Genomic DNA, 14,368 nt, shown 5'->3' with positions numbered 1-14,368 from the left:
GGTGAGCCTCGCCCCACCGGAAGCGGGAGGCCCCACCAGCCTGGGTCCTCCCGCGGCCCGGAACCTGGCCACCACCACCAAGACGCGGCCGCACACCACGGCGACGACCCCGCGGTGGCTGCTGTCCGAGCTGCCGTGGAAACCGCTGGAGGCCGGCACGTACCGGGTCAACCAGCGGCGCCGTCGGCCCGTGCGCGACCGCCTGGTGGCCTTCGACCGGTCCGGTTCCCAGCTCCGGGTGCTCTCCCACAGCCTGACCGGGCTCCTGCCGCTCACCGGGTTCACCGATGATCTGGGTTCCCTGGCTGCTCTTTTCGAGCCGGTCGAGGTCAGTGCAGGCACGCTCCTGGCCGAGATCGGCACGCCGGTCGACTCCCTGGTCCTGATCGCCCACGGCACGGTGAGCCGCAGTGTGCCGGGTGAGTTCGGTGATCCGTCCGTCATCGCGATCCTCGGTGCCGGTGAGCAGTTCGGGGCCGAACTGCTCACACAGGGAGACCCGCGGTGGGCCTTCTCGGCCCGGGCCGAGACCAGTTGCCAACTGCTGACGGTGTCCGCACCGCGGCTGCGCGCGTTTCTGGACGCCGAGACCGGGTTGCGTGAGCATCTGTCCCGGCCGGATTCCGGCGGTCCGGTGAACAAGCACGGCGAGGCCGAGATCCGCCTGGCCTCCGGCCATACCGGCGAGCCGGTGCTCCCGGCCGGATACGTCGACTACGACCCGGTGCCCCGCGAATACGACCTGGTGCTCGCGCAGACCCGGCTACGGGTGCACTCCCGGGTGGCTGACCTGTTCAACCAGCCGATGAACCAGACGCACGAGCAGGTGCGGCTGGTGGTGCAGGCCCTGAAGGAGCAGCAGGAGCAAGACCTGCTGACGCATCCCGACGTCGGCCTGCTCGCACATGTGGATGCCAGCCAGCGGGTTCCGTCGCGAGGCGGCCCACCCACGCCGGCCGACCTCGACGAACTGCTCAGCCGGCGCCGCAGCACCGCTTTCTTCCTGGCCCACCCCCGGGCGATCGCGGCCTTCCGCCGCCGGTGCACGGCCGCGGGCATCTATCCGGGCCAGGTACGAGGGCACACCGCCTGGCGGGGCGTGCCCATCCTGCCGAGCGACAAGATCCCGATCGGTCCCGGCGGCTCGACGTCGATCCTGGCCCTGCGCACGGGTGAAGACAGCAGCGGCGTGGTCGGGCTGCGCCCGGCGCAGCTGCCGGAAGAACTGGAACCGGGCCTGAGCCTGCGCCTCGAGGGCGTCGACCAGGCCGCCGTGATCAGCTACCAGGTCAGTTCGTACGCCGGGGTGGCTGTGCTGGTGCCGGACGCACTCGGCGTCCTGGACTTCGTGGAGGTCGGACGATGACTGCAGAGACCCGCACGCCCGTCACATCAGTCACGGCCTCCGAGCTTCTGGAGTCGGCCCGTCGCAAGGTCGAACCCGCGCTGCGGCAAGCCCTGGAGCGCCTGCCCGAGGCCGTCCGTCCGGTGGCCCTCTACCACTACGGCTGGATGGACGCCCAGGGTCGGTTCTGTGACGAGGGCCGCGGCAAGGCGTTGCGGCCCGCCCTGACCCTGCTGGCGGCGCAGGCCGTGGGGCCGGTGGCCGGCCCGTACAAGGAGCAGGTGCTGGCGGCGGCCGTGGCCGTCGACCTGGTGCACAACTTCTCCCTGCTCCACGACGACGTGATGGACGGCGACGTCACCCGCCGCCACCGCGCGACCGCCTGGAGCGTGTTCGGCGTGGGTCCGGCGGTGCTGGCCGGCGACGCCCTGCTGACCCTGGCCCTGCAGACGCTGGCAGAGGTGCCTCAGGCGGCGGCGTCCGTCGCCGACACGGTGCAGGAGCTGATCCTGGGGCAGATCCAAGACCTGGCGCTGGAGCGCAAGGAGGCAGTGACGCTTCCGGAGTGCCTGGCCATGGCCGGGGCCAAGACCGGCGCCCTGATCGGAACCAGTTGCGGCCTGGGCGCTCTCGCCGCGGGGGCAACCGCCGAGCAGGTGCGCCGGCTCACCGCGGCCGGGCGTGACCTGGGGCTGGCCTTCCAGCTCACCGACGATGTGCTCGGCATCTGGGGCGACCCCGCGGTCACGGGCAAGCCGGCCGGCGCCGATCTACGGGCCCGCAAGAAGTCCCTGCCGGTGGTCAAGGCCCTCACGTCCGACACTCCGGCCGGGCACGAGCTGGTCCGCATCTACGGCTCCGCCGACGACCTCGGCCCGGCCGACACCTCACGGGCAGCTGTGCTCGTGGCCGAGGCCGGTGGCCGCGACTGGGCCCTGAGCCGGGCCGAGGAGCTGCTGAATAATGTGGAGACCCTCCTGACCGAGGGCAATTTCGATGCCGCCGGGGTGCAAGGACTGCGCTCTCTGGCCCACCGGTGTGTGTACCGGCAGTCTTGAGATCAGCCGAGGTAGGGCTGTGGTTCGTCGGCCAGCCAGCGTCCGAGGCGGAACCGCATCGACCGGTCCATGGTGAGTGAGGCCAAGCCGTCCCGACCCACCCAGAGCACCTCGCGGGACTCGGAGCTCGGCGTCGGTTCCCCACCGACGGCCCGGGCGGTAAAGAGCACAGAGAACTCTTGCCGCACTTCCCCGTCGCTCGTGTACTCGATCAGATGCTTCGGGTCAGTGAAGATGCCGACGAGACCGGTGATCTCACAGTGAACACCGGTCTCCTCGAACGTCTCCCGCACCGCGCACTCGACCAGCGACTCCCCCAGGTCCATGGCCCCACCGGGCACGGCCCAGTTGTCATTGTCGGTGCGATGGATGACCAGCACCCGCCCCCGGTCGTCAACAACAATGACGTTCGCCGAGGGCACGAGACTGTTGGCCGGCGGCGCGGTCGGGTCGTCGTAGTGATCGATGCGTGAGCTCACACCTCAGGGTCCCATCGAGCCGCAGTCCCGTTCCTCACCCACACGACCTCCCCCACGCAACCTCCCCCACGCAACCTCCCCCACACGTCCTATGGCGCCATCAAACCAACTCCTGCTAAAGGCTTTCCCGCACGCGTCACTGCTGATATCAGTTCGGTCGCGTTCGCCAGACCTCACCCCAAAACCACTCACACTCCGCGAGTCACGGCGTTAGCTTCCGGTCCTCAAACCCTCACGGAGAGTAGGAACCATGAGCAGTAATCAGGGCCGGCCACAGGGACCGCAGGACGGCTCATCGCAGGGGCCCCAGCACTACTACCCCCAACCGCCGCAGAAGAAGAAGTCCTGGCCGCGCCGCCACCCGATTCTGCTCACTTTCCTGGTTCTTTGCGTTCTCGGCCTCGGTAGCTGCACGGCCCTTGTCGCCGTCGTCGCCTCAGACCCTCAGGTCCAGAACGCTATTGAAGAGGTTCAGGCCAGCGCCGAGGCGCAGGCCGAGGACAACACCAACGACAACGCCAAGGAGACCGAGGCCGAGGAAGTTGAGGACGAAGGCCCCAAGCTGACGCTCGCCGAGGAGAACGCGGTCGGCAAGGCGCAGAGCTATCTCGACTCCGGAATGGGCTTCTCGAAGAAGGGTCTCGTTGAGCAGCTGAAGTACGAGGGATTCGACGCCGCCGACGCGAAGACCGCCGTCGACACCCTGGGCAGCGCCCGCCTCTGGAACGAACAGGCCGCCGCGAAGGCACAGAGCTACATGGACAGTCAGTCGTTCTCCGCCAGCGGACTCGCTGAGCAACTCAAGTACGAGGGCTTCACCGCCAAGCAGGTGGCCTACGGCGTCAAGTCAGTGGGCTACTGACCCTTGTCAGCAGCGGCTACGAGGCGATCCCTCGGGCCGCTGCCACCGACACGACGAAGCGAAAGGACCCCGTTGCTGCACCGGTTGCTGCACGGGGCCCTTCCCGACGATCTTCGAACGCCGGTTACCGCAGGTCAGACCAGGTGGGACAGGCGGGGTTCGAACCCGCGACCTACGGATTATGAGTCCGCTGCTCTAACCTATTGAGCTACTGTCCCCGTTCCGCGCCACGGCACTGTGAGCGGCCAACACCAGCGGTGTCGAAGAGCAAGGCTACCGGCAGCACGAGTGCGGCGGGCACGGGTCCCGCAGATCCGGAACCTCCATCCGTTCCAGTGACTGACACCACAACGTGCAACGTTCGCCCCGGCACCTATCGTCTTGAGCACCGAAACCAGCTCATGACAGATGGGAACGATCGGTACGGGTGAACCCTCGACGGCGCAGCACGATGGTGGTGGCCACCGGCACGGCCCTGTTCGCGACCGCGGCCCTGGCGGCCTGTGGCGGCAGCGAGCCGGAGAAAGACCACCAGGGCGTGTGCGTGGACCAGACCACGCAAAAACGGGTCGACGACGACAAGTGTGACGACGAGGGGGGCAGCAGCTATCACGGCGGGGGTTTCTACGCCTGGCGGCTCTTCCCCCGCGGTTCGGCCTTTCCCGCCATCGGCAAGAGCGTGACCGGCGGCATCAGCTCCATCCCCAGCGGCCACGGCGCGGTCTACGGCGGCGGCGACGCGGCCGGCGGCACGGTGACGAAGCAGAGCACCACCACCGCGATGGAACGGGGCGGCTTCGGCAAGACCAGCCGCGGCAGCAGCGGGAGCGTGGGCGGATGATCCGCCTTCCGCAGACCCCCCGCCCCGACGCCTACCGTCTCGTCGAGGAAGAGGGCCTGGCCTACGCCCGCGACCGCAACGACGGCGGCGACGACCTGCCGTACTGGTTCGAGGGCGCGGCCTACCGGTTCACCGAGCCGCAGATGGACGAGCTCGAACGGGTGACGAACGAGCTGCACCAGATGGCCATGCACGCCACCCGGGTCATGTGTCACGACCACGAAACCCTGCGAAGGCTCGGCATTCCCGAGTACGCCTGGCCGCACCTGCGCAAGTCCGTCGAGAACGACTGGACGCTCTACGGCCGCTTCGACCTGCTCTGGGACGGCACCGGCGACCCGAAGATGCTGGAGTACAACGCGGACACCCCGGCAGCGCTGGTGGAGACCGCGGTGAGCCAGTGGAGCTGGCTGGAGTCCGTGCACCCCGACCGTGACCAGTGGAACATGCTGCACGAGCGACTGGTGCACACCTGGCGCAAGCGGCTGCGCGACAACGAGTTCGTGCATCTGGTGGCCGGGGTTTCGGAGCCACTGGAAGACTGGAACACGATCGCCTACGTGGCCGACACCGTGCGCGAGGCGGGCGGCCGGGCGGTCACGCTGCCCATCGACCAGCTCGGTGTCCGCAAGGGCGACAAGGGCTTCTACGGTCTCGAGAACGACCCGGTCGGAACATGCTTCGCGATGTACCCGTGGGAGTGGATGCTGGCCGAGGACTTCGGCCGCCGCGCCCTCGAGAGTGACGTCACCTGGCTGGAACCCGTCTACAAGGTGCTCACCGGCTCCAAGGCCGTGCTCGCCACCCTGTGGCAGCTCTACGAGGGCCACCCGAACCTGCTGCCGGCCTTCTGGTCGCCGGACGACCGGCTCGGCCGCGAGTACGTGGTCAAGCCGGTGCACGGCTGGGAGGGCGCGGGCGTCAAGGTGGTGCGCGACGGACGCGTGGTGGCGGGCGTCCCGGAGAAGCACACCGCCGGCCAGACCGCGATCTACCAGCGCTATCAGGAGGTTCCGCGGATCGGCGACAACCTGCCGGTGCTGGGGACGTGGGTGATCGGTGGCCACGCGGCCGGGCTGGGCATCCGGGAGACGGACGCGGGGCACCTGATCACGGACACCCAGGCCCGTTTCGTGCCCCACTTCATCGATGCCCCCCGCTCGGCCCAGGCGCAGGTGGACGCCTGGGTCAGCGAAAGCTGAACCGGGAAGCGCCGGGTGACCGCCGCGTCCTCGATCACCGGCGAGGGGAACCGCCGACGATCAGGCGACCCGAGCGTCCCCGATCACCGGCGCACCGGACCGACAGCACTCAGGCGACCGCGACGTCCGAAGCCACCAACGGCACCACCGACTGAGCCGCCGCGCGCGCCGCGTCGACCGGGTGCCGCGCGTCCAGCTCGTCGGACAGCACCTCCACGGCGAGCGGCACGTCCACCCCGGCCTGGGCCAGCGCCCCGAGGAACCCGCTCAGGTCGACGACCCCGGCGCCGGGCAGCAGACGGCCGTGACGGCCCTCGCGGCGCAGGTCGGTGTCGGGCACCTCGGCGGCGTCGCACAGCTGCACGGCGAACACCTCGGAGGCGCTGAGGTCGCGCAGCTCGTCGGTCGTGCCGCCCGAGCGGTGCCAGTGCCAGGCGTCGAGCATCAGGCCAGCGTTACCCGTCTCCACCCAGGAGACCAGCTCACGCGCCTCCTGCAGGGTGCGCAGACTGCTGTAGGGCATGAACTCGAGGGCAATCCGGACGTTGTGGTCGGCGGCCCGGCTGCAGAGCCGCCGGAACTGCTGGCGCTGCACGTCGATCGGCACGTCGGCGAACAGGCCGACATTGATCTGCGGCACGGCCAGCAGGTCGGCCAGGTAGAAGAGCAGGTCCTCCTCCAGCCGCACCCCCCGCACGTCGGCCTCACGCCACCAGTCGGTGAGGAACTCCAGCTCGACCACGCGCAGCCCGTGCCGGGCCACGTAGTCGGCGAGCTGCTCCTCGGAGAACTCCGAGCGCCGGGCGTCGAGGTAGTCGACCGCGCCGAGCCCGATGCCGCTGAACCCGGCGGCGGCCGCCGCGAGCACCCGGTCGGAGAAGGAGCAATAGCGCAGGGTCATGGCCGACAGGTGCAGGTCTTGCGGTGTCGGCCGCATCGGGGCACTACGGAGAGTTGTCCACGGGCCCGGAGTCTGGATCATGCGCTTACCCTACGAAACCATCTTCGAGAAATGTGGTCCTTCTCCGATTTCTTTCAGCAAGTACCCGGTAGGGTGCCCGGCCAATCCGCACGTTACTAACACCAATCGCCGCAATACAACTCTGTGACTACTCGATGGTTTGACTTGCCCTTACGCACGATCCCCGCTCTTCTTGGCATATTGGATGCCGTCGGTCGGGAAGTCTCTCGCCGCGTCAGCTTTGAGGGAATTGACGTTGCGTCAGACCTAGGGAGGGTCAGGAAATGAGCGCGCAGACCGTGCTGACGGAGCGCCGGGTCGATCCGTTGACCTCGACGGATATCGAGACGGGCAGCGTCGCTCGGCTACGCCACGTGATCACCACCCAGCCCGGGGCCCTCGCTGTTCACGACGCCGAGCTCCGCCTCACCTACGGCGACCTGGGCCTTCGGCTGGCCGCCGTGCGCCGCCAGGTGCGGGCCGCCGCGGCCGGTTCACCGTCCGACCGGCCGATCGCGCTGCTGTACTCGCACGGCGCCGCCGCTGTCGCCGCCCTCTGGGGCGTCATCACCTCCGGGCACCCGGTGCTGGTGCTCGACCCGCGCACCCCCGCGGCCCGGCTGCGGGCGTTCGCCGAACGCGTCGATGTGCACCTGTGCCTCACCGATCAGGCCAACGCGGCCACCGCGGCCGAGCTGGTCGAGCAGGTCGTCGTCGATGCCTCGGCCGAGATCTGCGGAACTGAGGCCGATCTCGAAGATCTCTGGGCGACCGCCCCGGCCCCGACCGACGCGGCGGCCTACGCCTTCACGTCCGGTTCCACCGGGCGTCCCAAGGTCGTCGTCAACGATCACCGCATGCTGGTGCGCGATGCCTGGGCCAACGCCCGCGCCACCGACTGTTACGGCGCCGACGACGTGGTCGGCCACACCCTGCCGATGGCCTTCCACGCCGGCCTGATGGCCACCTGCGCGGGTGTGCTGGTCGGCACCACGATGGCGATGTACGACATCCGCACCCTCGGCATCGACGGCCTGCCCGCCTGGATCGATGCCAACCAGGTCACGATCGTGCAGGCCAGCCCGGCCATCCTGCGCAACTTCGTGGGCATCGCCCCCGCCCCGGAGCAGCTGCGGCGCCTCACCAGCGTCACCATCGCCGGCGAGGCCGCCTACGGCCCGGACATCGAGGCCGCCCGGGCCCTGCTGCCCCCCGGCTGCGTGATCCGCAACCGTTACGGCTCGTCCGAGACCAGCCTGCTCACCGAGTACCAGGTCGACGACGCACACCCCCCGCTCGACGGGCTGCTGCCGGTCGGCCGGCCCATCCCCGATGTCGAGCTCACCCTGGTCGACGAGGCCGGGATCCCGGTTCCCGCAGGCGGTTCCGGCACGGTGACGCTGACCGGCCGCAACTTCGCGATCGGCTACCTGGGCGACGCGGCGGCCACCGACGCGGTGTTCACGCCGGCGGGTGACGGGCTGCGCACCTACCGCTCCAGCGACGTCGGCACCCTCGGCACCGACGGCGCCCTGCGTCTGCTCGGCCGTCGTGACCACAGCGTGAAGATCCGCGGCTACCTGGTCGAGCCCGGCGAGGTCGACGCGGCCCTGTCGGCGCTCGACGACGTGCGCGAGTCGCTCACGATCGGCGCCGAGAAGTCCGGGGACAGCGGCGGCAAGCGCCTGGTCTCGTACATCGTCTCCACCGCCGAACGGCCCGCCGCGGCCCCGGTGCGGCAGCAGCTCGCCGAGGTGCTGCCCTCGTACATGGTGCCCGAGAGCATCGTCTTCCTGGAGGCCCTGCCCCGCACCGACCGGGGCAAGCTCGACCGGGCCGGGCTGCCGCAGCCGCCCACGGTCACCGCCGGGGCCACCAAGGAAGAGCTGACCGAGTGGCAGAGCGTCGTGCACGCGCTCTGGTGCAGCGTGCTCGCCCTGCCCGAGATCAGCCTGGCCGACGACTTCTTCGAGCTCGGCGGCGACTCGCTGGCGGCCGAGAGCCTGATGACGCGGATGCAGACCGATCTGGGCGTGGCGGCGGCCGAGGCACAGACCACGGTGCTGGTGCAGGCGCCCACGCTGGGCGAGTTCGCCGAGCGCGTCACCCGCAAGGTCGACGCGGCCAACCAGACGCTGATCCCGTTGCGTCCCACCGGTTCCCGTCCCCCGCTGTTCCTGATGACGGGTGGCGGCGGCCTCGGTGTGACGCTGGTGCCGCTGATGCGCCGGTTGCCCGACGATCAGCCGGTGTTCGCGCTGCAGGCCTTCGGCCTGGAGGCTCGCGGCATCCCGGACTGGAGCGTCGAGGCCTCGGCGCGGCGTCACATCAAGGCACTGCGCCAGATTCAGCCCTACGGGCCGTATTTCATCGGCGGCCATTCGTTCGGCGGGGTCGTGGCGGTGGAGGTCGCGCACCAGCTGCGCGACGCCGGGCACGAGGTGGGCCTGCTGGTGGTGCTCGACTCGTTCCCGCCCGACCGCAAATCCCATGCGGGATCGGAGGGTTCGCTGGTGCAGCGGCTGAAGACCGCCGCCGGCGTGGCCACCACCGGCCTGCGCGGCACGCCCGGCGACGACCAGTACTGGCGCTTCTGGCGGCAGAGCAACTACCTGCACCGGCTCTACAAGGGCAAGCCCTACGACGGCGAGACCCTGGTGATCGTGGCGGCCGACAGCGACGAGAAGGAGGAGCGCCGCGCCTGGGCCCCCTTCCTGACCGGCACCTGGCGACTCACCCACGTGCCCGGCGACCACCTGTCGATCCTGCGTGACCCCTACGCCGGCCGCACCGCCGAGCTCATCCGGGAGGCACTGGAACCGGCGCAGGAGAAGCAGTACGACACCACCCGCCGCCCCAAGGACGAGACCCGGCCGCGTCTGTTCCGGCGCGGCAAGGCCTGGCCCGACCAGTACTGACAGGCGTCAGGAAGCCGCCCGGGGCGAGAGACCCGTCAGCAGCTCGTTGTACGAGTCCCGCAACGTGTTCGGCATGCGCCAGCCCCACACCCCGTAGGGGCGCCAGATCGCCTCGACCAGCACGATCTGCCCGTCCACGGGAATGAACGTGGCCCGCACCCGGGCTCCCGCGGTGATCTGGGTGCACTCCCCCGCCGTCATGCTGCGGCTGGCCCGGTAGAGACCGCCCTCGGTGACACCGCTGCCGCGCCAGCCGCAGAACAGGGGCAGGCGCGCGTAGCGGCTCTGCGGCTGGGCCATGCTCGAGCGGCGGTAGTCGAGCTGGGTGGCCGTGCGCCCGTCGACCTGCACCTGGCGCACGCCGCTGACGTACACGTCCGGATGCCGCTGCAGCCAGGCGGCCGGATCGGCGGGCAGCGGGGCGCGGGTGCCGTCGGGCTGCACGACCTGCTCGGGCACGGTGACGAGAACCCATCCCCCGTCGTCGAACTGGACCCCGATGTAGCTGTCGTCGGCGGTCGCGACCGCCCCCTCGGGCAGGTTGAGCGCCACCGGGGCGGTCAGGTGCTGACCGAGCACGACGGTCTGCCCGGTCGGTTCGGGGTCCTCGTCGTCGCGGAAGAACGAGGGCACCGACAGCCCACCGACGATGAGCACGAGCACGGCCGCGGCGGCGACGAAGAGCCGTCGACGGCGGCGCAGCGCGTCCGGGGAGACCGGCGCGGCCCGACCGCCCTCGTCCACCCACCCGTCCGGTGCGTCGAGATCGACGGCCCAGTCCGACGCGTCTTCAATCGTGTTGTTGCTCGTGCCGCTCTCGACCTGGGTGGCCGACCGGTCGCCGAGGTCGAACTCCATCACCTGCCCCTGGCCGTCGAGGCTCTCGATCGCGGGGGCCGGCTGGGTGGCCGGGCGGGTCAGGCCGATGGTGGACGTGGTGGCCGGCGGCGGCAGGGGCGGTCGCCCGAGCGGGGTGGCGGGGTTCGTGCCGGCCGGGGGCAGGCCCTGGTGAGAGGCCGGGCCTCCGGCGGTCACGCGTGAGGACGCGTCGGCACCGGGCGGCCCCCAGAGGGCCGCCGAGTCGTCGGGTTCGGTCGTGTGAGGACCAGGACCCGACGACTCACCGTTTCCCGACGTCAGTGACTCCGAACCCGCCATTGCCGACTCCTCGTTCAACCCGCACCCGCCGAAGCATTGTCACATCCCGATAACGATTAGGCTCGTCGGGTGCAACGGTGCGTGTGTCGCCGAGGTTCCGGCCCACCGGATCAGGCGTCCTCCGAACGGGTGTGCCGGGCCACGTTGCTCACGTCCTCGTCACCGAAGCCGGCCGCGATGAGCTTCTCCTCGATCGTCGCGACCAGCTGCGCGACCTCCAGCGGAAGATCGAGGACGGCGGCCTCGCGCAGGGCGATGCGCACGTCCTTGAGGTGCAGCGACGTGCGGAAACCGAGGGGGTAGGAGCCCTTGACCATGTTGCCCGCCCGCTGGCGCAGCACCCACGAGTCGGCCGAGCCCGCACTCAGCGCCGGCAGCAGCTGCTCGAACGGCAGGCCGAACCTCTCGGCCAGTACCACGCCCTCGGCCACCCCGGCGTAGGTACCCGCGAGCACCACCTGGTTCACGGCCTTGGCCGCCTGTCCGGCGCCGGCCTCGCCGAGGTGCGTGATGCGCGCCCCGAACGTCTGCACCACGGGCATCGCCCGGGCCACGGCGTCCGCCGATCCCCCGAGGAAGACCGTCAGCGTGCCCTTCTCGGCGCCCTCGGACCCCCCGGAGACCGGGGCGTCCACGAACATCCGGCCGCTCTCGGCGAGGTCCCAGGCCAGCTCGCGGGCCAGCGACGGGGACGCCGTGGAGCAGTCGACCAGCACCGCGCCGGACGGCAGCATCTGTGCGACGCCGTTCTCGCCCAGCACCACCGCGCGCAGGTCGGGGTCGTCGGAGACACAGGTGAGCACCGCGTCCGCCCCCTCCGCGGCCGCCGCCGGCGAGTCGGCCCGACGGGCACCGAGGGCCGCGAGCGGTTCCTCCTTGGACCGGGTGCGGTTCCACACCGTCACCTCGTGCCCCGCAGCGATCAGGTGCCGGGCCATCGGCGCCCCCATCGTCCCGAGCCCGACGACCCCGACCCTGAGCGCAGTACGTTCCGTCATGTCGGTAAGCCTATGCGCAGGGCCGTTCTTCGATCACGGACGCGATCAGGCCGCACCCAGGTAGCCGGTGCCGGCGTTGCCGCTGCGCTCGTCACCGCTCGGCTCGCCGGACTGCCCCGGGCCTCCCCGGTGCTGGAACCGTGGACCACCCTCGGGCGGCTTCGGCAGCGCGTTCTCGACCGCCGAGGTGATGCGCTCCCTCAGCTTCGCCTCGAGGTCGTCGGCCCGGTCCTGCTCGAGGCGGCCGTCCTTCACCGCCTGGTCGATCTTCGCGGTGGCCGCCGTGACCAGGGCGTCGACCACGTCGTCCACACTCTTGCCCTTCTCCTGGGCGAGCTCCTTGATCGACTTCCCGTCGGCGAGCGCGCTCTCCACCTCGTCGCGGTCGACGCCGAGGACCTTGGCGACCTCGTCGAGAGCCACGCCGAACGGGCCGGCGATGCGCAGGTCGAGGTGCGGACCGGCCTTCTCGGCGAGCTTCTCGGCCACCTTGTCGGCCTGGTCCTGGGTGATGGTGCCGTCGGTGACCAGGTCTTTCAGGGCGTCCTGGATGCGGTCCTCCCCCTTGGCGGAAGAACCGGGCGGCGTGGGTGAGGCACTGGCCGCAGGTGGGTCGGTGGGGGTGTCGTCGGCGAAGGCCGGGTAGGCGGCGAAGCCCGCGATCCCCAGCACGACCGCCCCCGCGGCCACGCCCATCAGTGGTGTGCGCATGTCTCGTTCCCCTCGGGTCGGGGCGGCTCCCCGGTCGAGCTCCCTGGATCCCTGCCCCAGGAGCGGGCGCTGCCCTCGTACCGAAGCTCGACCTGTCGCCTGGGGTGCGGCTCGGGGGCACCTGGCAGTTCGCTGTGAAGCTGTGAGGAGGCTGTGGGCAAGCTGTGACCAGAGATGTGTCGGCGACCTCACGGCACGCCGGTGGGGCATGGTCACGAGCACCCGCTGAACCCTGGTAAAGTTTTCCACGCCGAAGGGAACTCCGGCGAGCACGATCCCCCCTAGCTCAATTGGCAGAGCATGCGACTGTTAATCGCAGGGTTGCTGGTTCAAGTCCAGCGGGGGGAGCATCTGCCCGGTCGGGTCCGCATCAGCGGCCCGCACCGGGCTGTTCTGCATCCGGGCCCCGTTGGGCATCGGCATCGGCGGCAGCAGCTCGGCCGGCGACACCATGAAGACCTCGGCGAGCGAGTAGATCTCGACGAGCGTGAAAGGCGTCTTCCCCCGAAGACGCATGCTGATCTGACCCTGGGTCAGCCCGAGGGCTGAAGCAAGATCGACCTGTCGCAGCCCCCGCTTTGCAGCGTGGCCGCGCACCTCGGCAGCGACCCGCTCGACTGGCGAGTCGCTCCCGTAGAGCTCCGTGATAGCGGTCATGCCAATCAGAGTACGGCTCAGCCAATACTGACTCAAGGTCAGCAGATACGAGTGCACCAAGAGGTACATCAACTCGTTACCCAACCGAGATAAGGCGCCCTGACCAGGGCGCCTTTCGTTTAGCCACCTGTAATCAGGAAAATCGCAGCGATATCACTTGACCTGATATCCACTCGACCCGTAGAACATCATCCATGCAGATATCGCAGACCACCGCGAACATCCGGGCGGAGATGAGCCGGGCAGGACGCCGGCAGATCGACATCGCCGAACACCTCGGCATGAGCCAGGGCCAGATCAGCACCCGGCTGAACGACCAGACCGCGTGGCGCGTCCACGAGGTGCAGAGCATCGCCGCGTACCTGGGGATCTCCGTCAAGACCCTGATCAACGACGACGGCCCCGCAACCGTCACCACCGAGGCGGTCGCGGCGGTGACGCCGTGAGCGCCGTGATCCGCGCGCTGCGGAGCTACCGGCGGCTGCGCAAGCTGCACGGCGCTACCACCACCGATGCGGTCGAGATCGTCACCACCGTGCTCGCCGAGGACCGGTGGAGCACCGACGCCGAGGTCGGCGCCGCGGTCCGAGCGCTCATCGCCGAGAAGCGCGTGGACGACGCGACCGCCGACGCCCGTTGGCGCTTCCACATGATCAAGTTCGCCGAGGAGCAGACCGAGCTGCGTCGGCGGTTCGCGGCATGACCGGCGCCGTCGAGACCATCGTGAAAAGGGCTGTCTCGCAATGGCGTCAGCTGCTGGGCGAGCGCACCGAGCACGACCTCGCCACCGTCGCCGTGCTGCAGACCGCCCTCGACGACCACGATCTCACCGACCAGGCCCTCGGCCGGCTGACCCGCGCGGTGCTGGCTGAGCGCGAGGCCACCCTCGTCGCGCGCCACCGCGCGCTGACCGAGGCGAGCGCGCGGTGAGGCACCGCGGTGCTGGGCGCCACTGCCGGCCCCGGCCGCTGCTGCGCACCGAGGTGGTCTGGCAGACGATGCCCGGCGGCTGGTCGCGCCCCATCGTCTTCCGCCCGCGCATCCGGCTCCGCGACGTCACCAAGTTCGCCGGGGCCGTGGCGCTGCTGCTCCCCCTCCACGCGGTCGCTGCCGCCCTGACCGTCGGCGCGCTGCTGCTGGCCCTCGACCGGGTCGCCACCTAGACCGGCGGCCGCTCC

General features: G+C 70.2%; 16 protein-coding genes and 2 tRNA genes. 11 read left to right on the top strand and 7 right to left on the bottom strand.

The window, feature by feature from the left end; all coding sequences use genetic code 11:
- Nucleotide 1: 1 nt before the first annotated feature.
- Complete coding sequence (locus J2S57_RS19230) at nucleotides 2-1,366, top strand: family 2B encapsulin nanocompartment shell protein (protein ID WP_307244920.1); 1,365 nt, start codon at nucleotides 2-4, stop codon at nucleotides 1,364-1,366.
- The gene (locus J2S57_RS19225; RefSeq protein ID WP_307244917.1) at nucleotides 1,363-2,403 is read left to right on the top strand and encodes a polyprenyl synthetase family protein; all 1,041 of its coding nucleotides are present in this window, start codon (nucleotides 1,363-1,365) and stop codon (nucleotides 2,401-2,403) included. The genes J2S57_RS19230 and J2S57_RS19225 overlap by 4 nt, the downstream gene beginning before the upstream one ends.
- Nucleotides 2,404-2,405: 2 nt before the next feature.
- Here the strand turns inward: J2S57_RS19225 and J2S57_RS19220 are convergent, their stop codons facing one another.
- Entirely contained in the window at nucleotides 2,406-2,882 is a 477-nt protein-coding gene (locus J2S57_RS19220; protein ID WP_307244915.1) for an NUDIX hydrolase, read from the bottom strand.
- 250 nt (nucleotides 2,883-3,132) lie between these two features.
- Between J2S57_RS19220 and J2S57_RS19215 the strand changes: the two genes are divergently transcribed.
- Nucleotides 3,133-3,744, top strand: coding sequence for an Ltp family lipoprotein (locus tag J2S57_RS19215; protein ID WP_307244913.1), 612 nt, complete (start codon nucleotides 3,133-3,135; stop codon nucleotides 3,742-3,744).
- A gap of 144 nt (nucleotides 3,745-3,888) precedes the next feature.
- Here J2S57_RS19215 and J2S57_RS19210 read toward each other — a convergent pair.
- A tRNA-Ile gene (locus J2S57_RS19210) sits at nucleotides 3,889-3,962 on the bottom strand.
- 209 nt (nucleotides 3,963-4,171) lie between these two features.
- On the opposite strand from J2S57_RS19210, the gene J2S57_RS19205 reads away from it, so the two are divergent.
- Both J2S57_RS19205 and J2S57_RS19200 read left to right on the top strand, forming a co-directional pair.
- Nucleotides 4,172-4,585, top strand: coding sequence for a hypothetical protein (locus J2S57_RS19205; RefSeq protein WP_307244911.1), 414 nt, complete (start codon nucleotides 4,172-4,174; stop codon nucleotides 4,583-4,585).
- On the top strand, nucleotides 4,582-5,787 hold the full coding sequence (locus J2S57_RS19200; protein WP_307244909.1) for a glutathionylspermidine synthase family protein: 1,206 nt from the start codon (nucleotides 4,582-4,584) through the stop codon (nucleotides 5,785-5,787). The genes J2S57_RS19205 and J2S57_RS19200 overlap by 4 nt, the downstream gene beginning before the upstream one ends.
- Nucleotides 5,788-5,896: 109 nt before the next feature.
- On the opposite strand, the gene J2S57_RS19195 is transcribed toward J2S57_RS19200, so the two are convergent.
- Nucleotides 5,897-6,769, bottom strand: coding sequence for a sugar phosphate isomerase/epimerase family protein (locus tag J2S57_RS19195; RefSeq protein WP_307244905.1), 873 nt, complete (start codon nucleotides 6,767-6,769; stop codon nucleotides 5,897-5,899).
- 263 nt (nucleotides 6,770-7,032) lie between these two features.
- Between J2S57_RS19195 and J2S57_RS19190 the strand changes: the two genes are divergently transcribed.
- Entirely contained in the window at nucleotides 7,033-9,666 is a 2,634-nt protein-coding gene (locus J2S57_RS19190) for an AMP-binding protein (RefSeq protein ID WP_307244903.1), read from the top strand.
- A gap of 6 nt (nucleotides 9,667-9,672) precedes the next feature.
- Here the strand turns inward: J2S57_RS19190 and J2S57_RS19185 are convergent, their stop codons facing one another.
- From J2S57_RS19185 to J2S57_RS19175, 3 genes are all read right to left on the bottom strand, one after another.
- Nucleotides 9,673-10,824: a hypothetical protein gene (locus J2S57_RS19185; RefSeq protein WP_307244901.1), complete on the bottom strand. Its 1,152-nt coding sequence runs from the start codon at nucleotides 10,822-10,824 to the stop codon at nucleotides 9,673-9,675.
- A 110-nt stretch (nucleotides 10,825-10,934) separates the two neighbouring features.
- Nucleotides 10,935-11,822, bottom strand: a complete 888-nt coding sequence (locus tag J2S57_RS19180) for an NAD(P)-dependent oxidoreductase (RefSeq protein WP_307244899.1) — start codon at nucleotides 11,820-11,822, stop codon at nucleotides 10,935-10,937.
- Nucleotides 11,823-11,867: 45 nt separating this feature from the next.
- Nucleotides 11,868-12,533, bottom strand: coding sequence for a hypothetical protein (locus J2S57_RS19175; protein WP_307244897.1), 666 nt, complete (start codon nucleotides 12,531-12,533; stop codon nucleotides 11,868-11,870).
- Between the two features lie 275 nt (nucleotides 12,534-12,808).
- Between J2S57_RS19175 and J2S57_RS19170 the strand changes: the two genes are divergently transcribed.
- Nucleotides 12,809-12,881, top strand: a tRNA-Asn gene (locus J2S57_RS19170).
- Here the strand turns inward: J2S57_RS19170 and J2S57_RS35375 are convergent.
- On the bottom strand, nucleotides 12,843-13,190 hold the full coding sequence (locus tag J2S57_RS35375; RefSeq protein WP_370882676.1) for a helix-turn-helix domain-containing protein: 348 nt from the start codon (nucleotides 13,188-13,190) through the stop codon (nucleotides 12,843-12,845). The two genes, J2S57_RS19170 and J2S57_RS35375, sit on opposite strands and share 39 nt — an antisense overlap.
- A 194-nt stretch (nucleotides 13,191-13,384) precedes the next feature.
- Here J2S57_RS35375 and J2S57_RS19165 point away from each other — a divergent pair, with 194 nt between their 5' ends.
- The 4 genes from J2S57_RS19165 to J2S57_RS19150 are packed head-to-tail and all read left to right on the top strand — an operon-like array spanning nucleotide 13,385 to nucleotide 14,353.
- Nucleotides 13,385-13,636 carry a helix-turn-helix domain-containing protein gene (locus J2S57_RS19165; protein WP_307244895.1) on the top strand — a complete coding sequence of 84 codons (252 nt, stop codon included), beginning with the start codon at nucleotides 13,385-13,387 and terminating at the stop codon, nucleotides 13,634-13,636.
- The gene (locus J2S57_RS19160) at nucleotides 13,633-13,893 is read left to right on the top strand and encodes a hypothetical protein (RefSeq protein ID WP_307244893.1); all 261 of its coding nucleotides are present in this window, start codon (nucleotides 13,633-13,635) and stop codon (nucleotides 13,891-13,893) included. Before J2S57_RS19165 ends, J2S57_RS19160 begins: the two co-directional genes overlap by 4 nt.
- Nucleotides 13,890-14,120 (top strand): hypothetical protein, encoded by a 231-nt coding sequence (locus tag J2S57_RS19155; RefSeq protein WP_307244891.1) that lies wholly within the window; start codon nucleotides 13,890-13,892, stop codon nucleotides 14,118-14,120. Before J2S57_RS19160 ends, J2S57_RS19155 begins: the two co-directional genes overlap by 4 nt.
- Nucleotides 14,117-14,353, top strand: coding sequence for a hypothetical protein (locus tag J2S57_RS19150; protein ID WP_307244888.1), 237 nt, complete (start codon nucleotides 14,117-14,119; stop codon nucleotides 14,351-14,353). The genes J2S57_RS19155 and J2S57_RS19150 overlap by 4 nt, the downstream gene beginning before the upstream one ends.
- Nucleotides 14,354-14,368 lie beyond the last annotated feature (15 nt).

The organism is Kineosporia succinea, from assembly GCF_030811555.1.
Classification (GTDB): Bacteria; Actinomycetota; Actinomycetes; order Actinomycetales; family Kineosporiaceae; genus Kineosporia; species Kineosporia succinea.
This window is presented reverse-complemented; position numbering and strand designations above follow the sequence as displayed.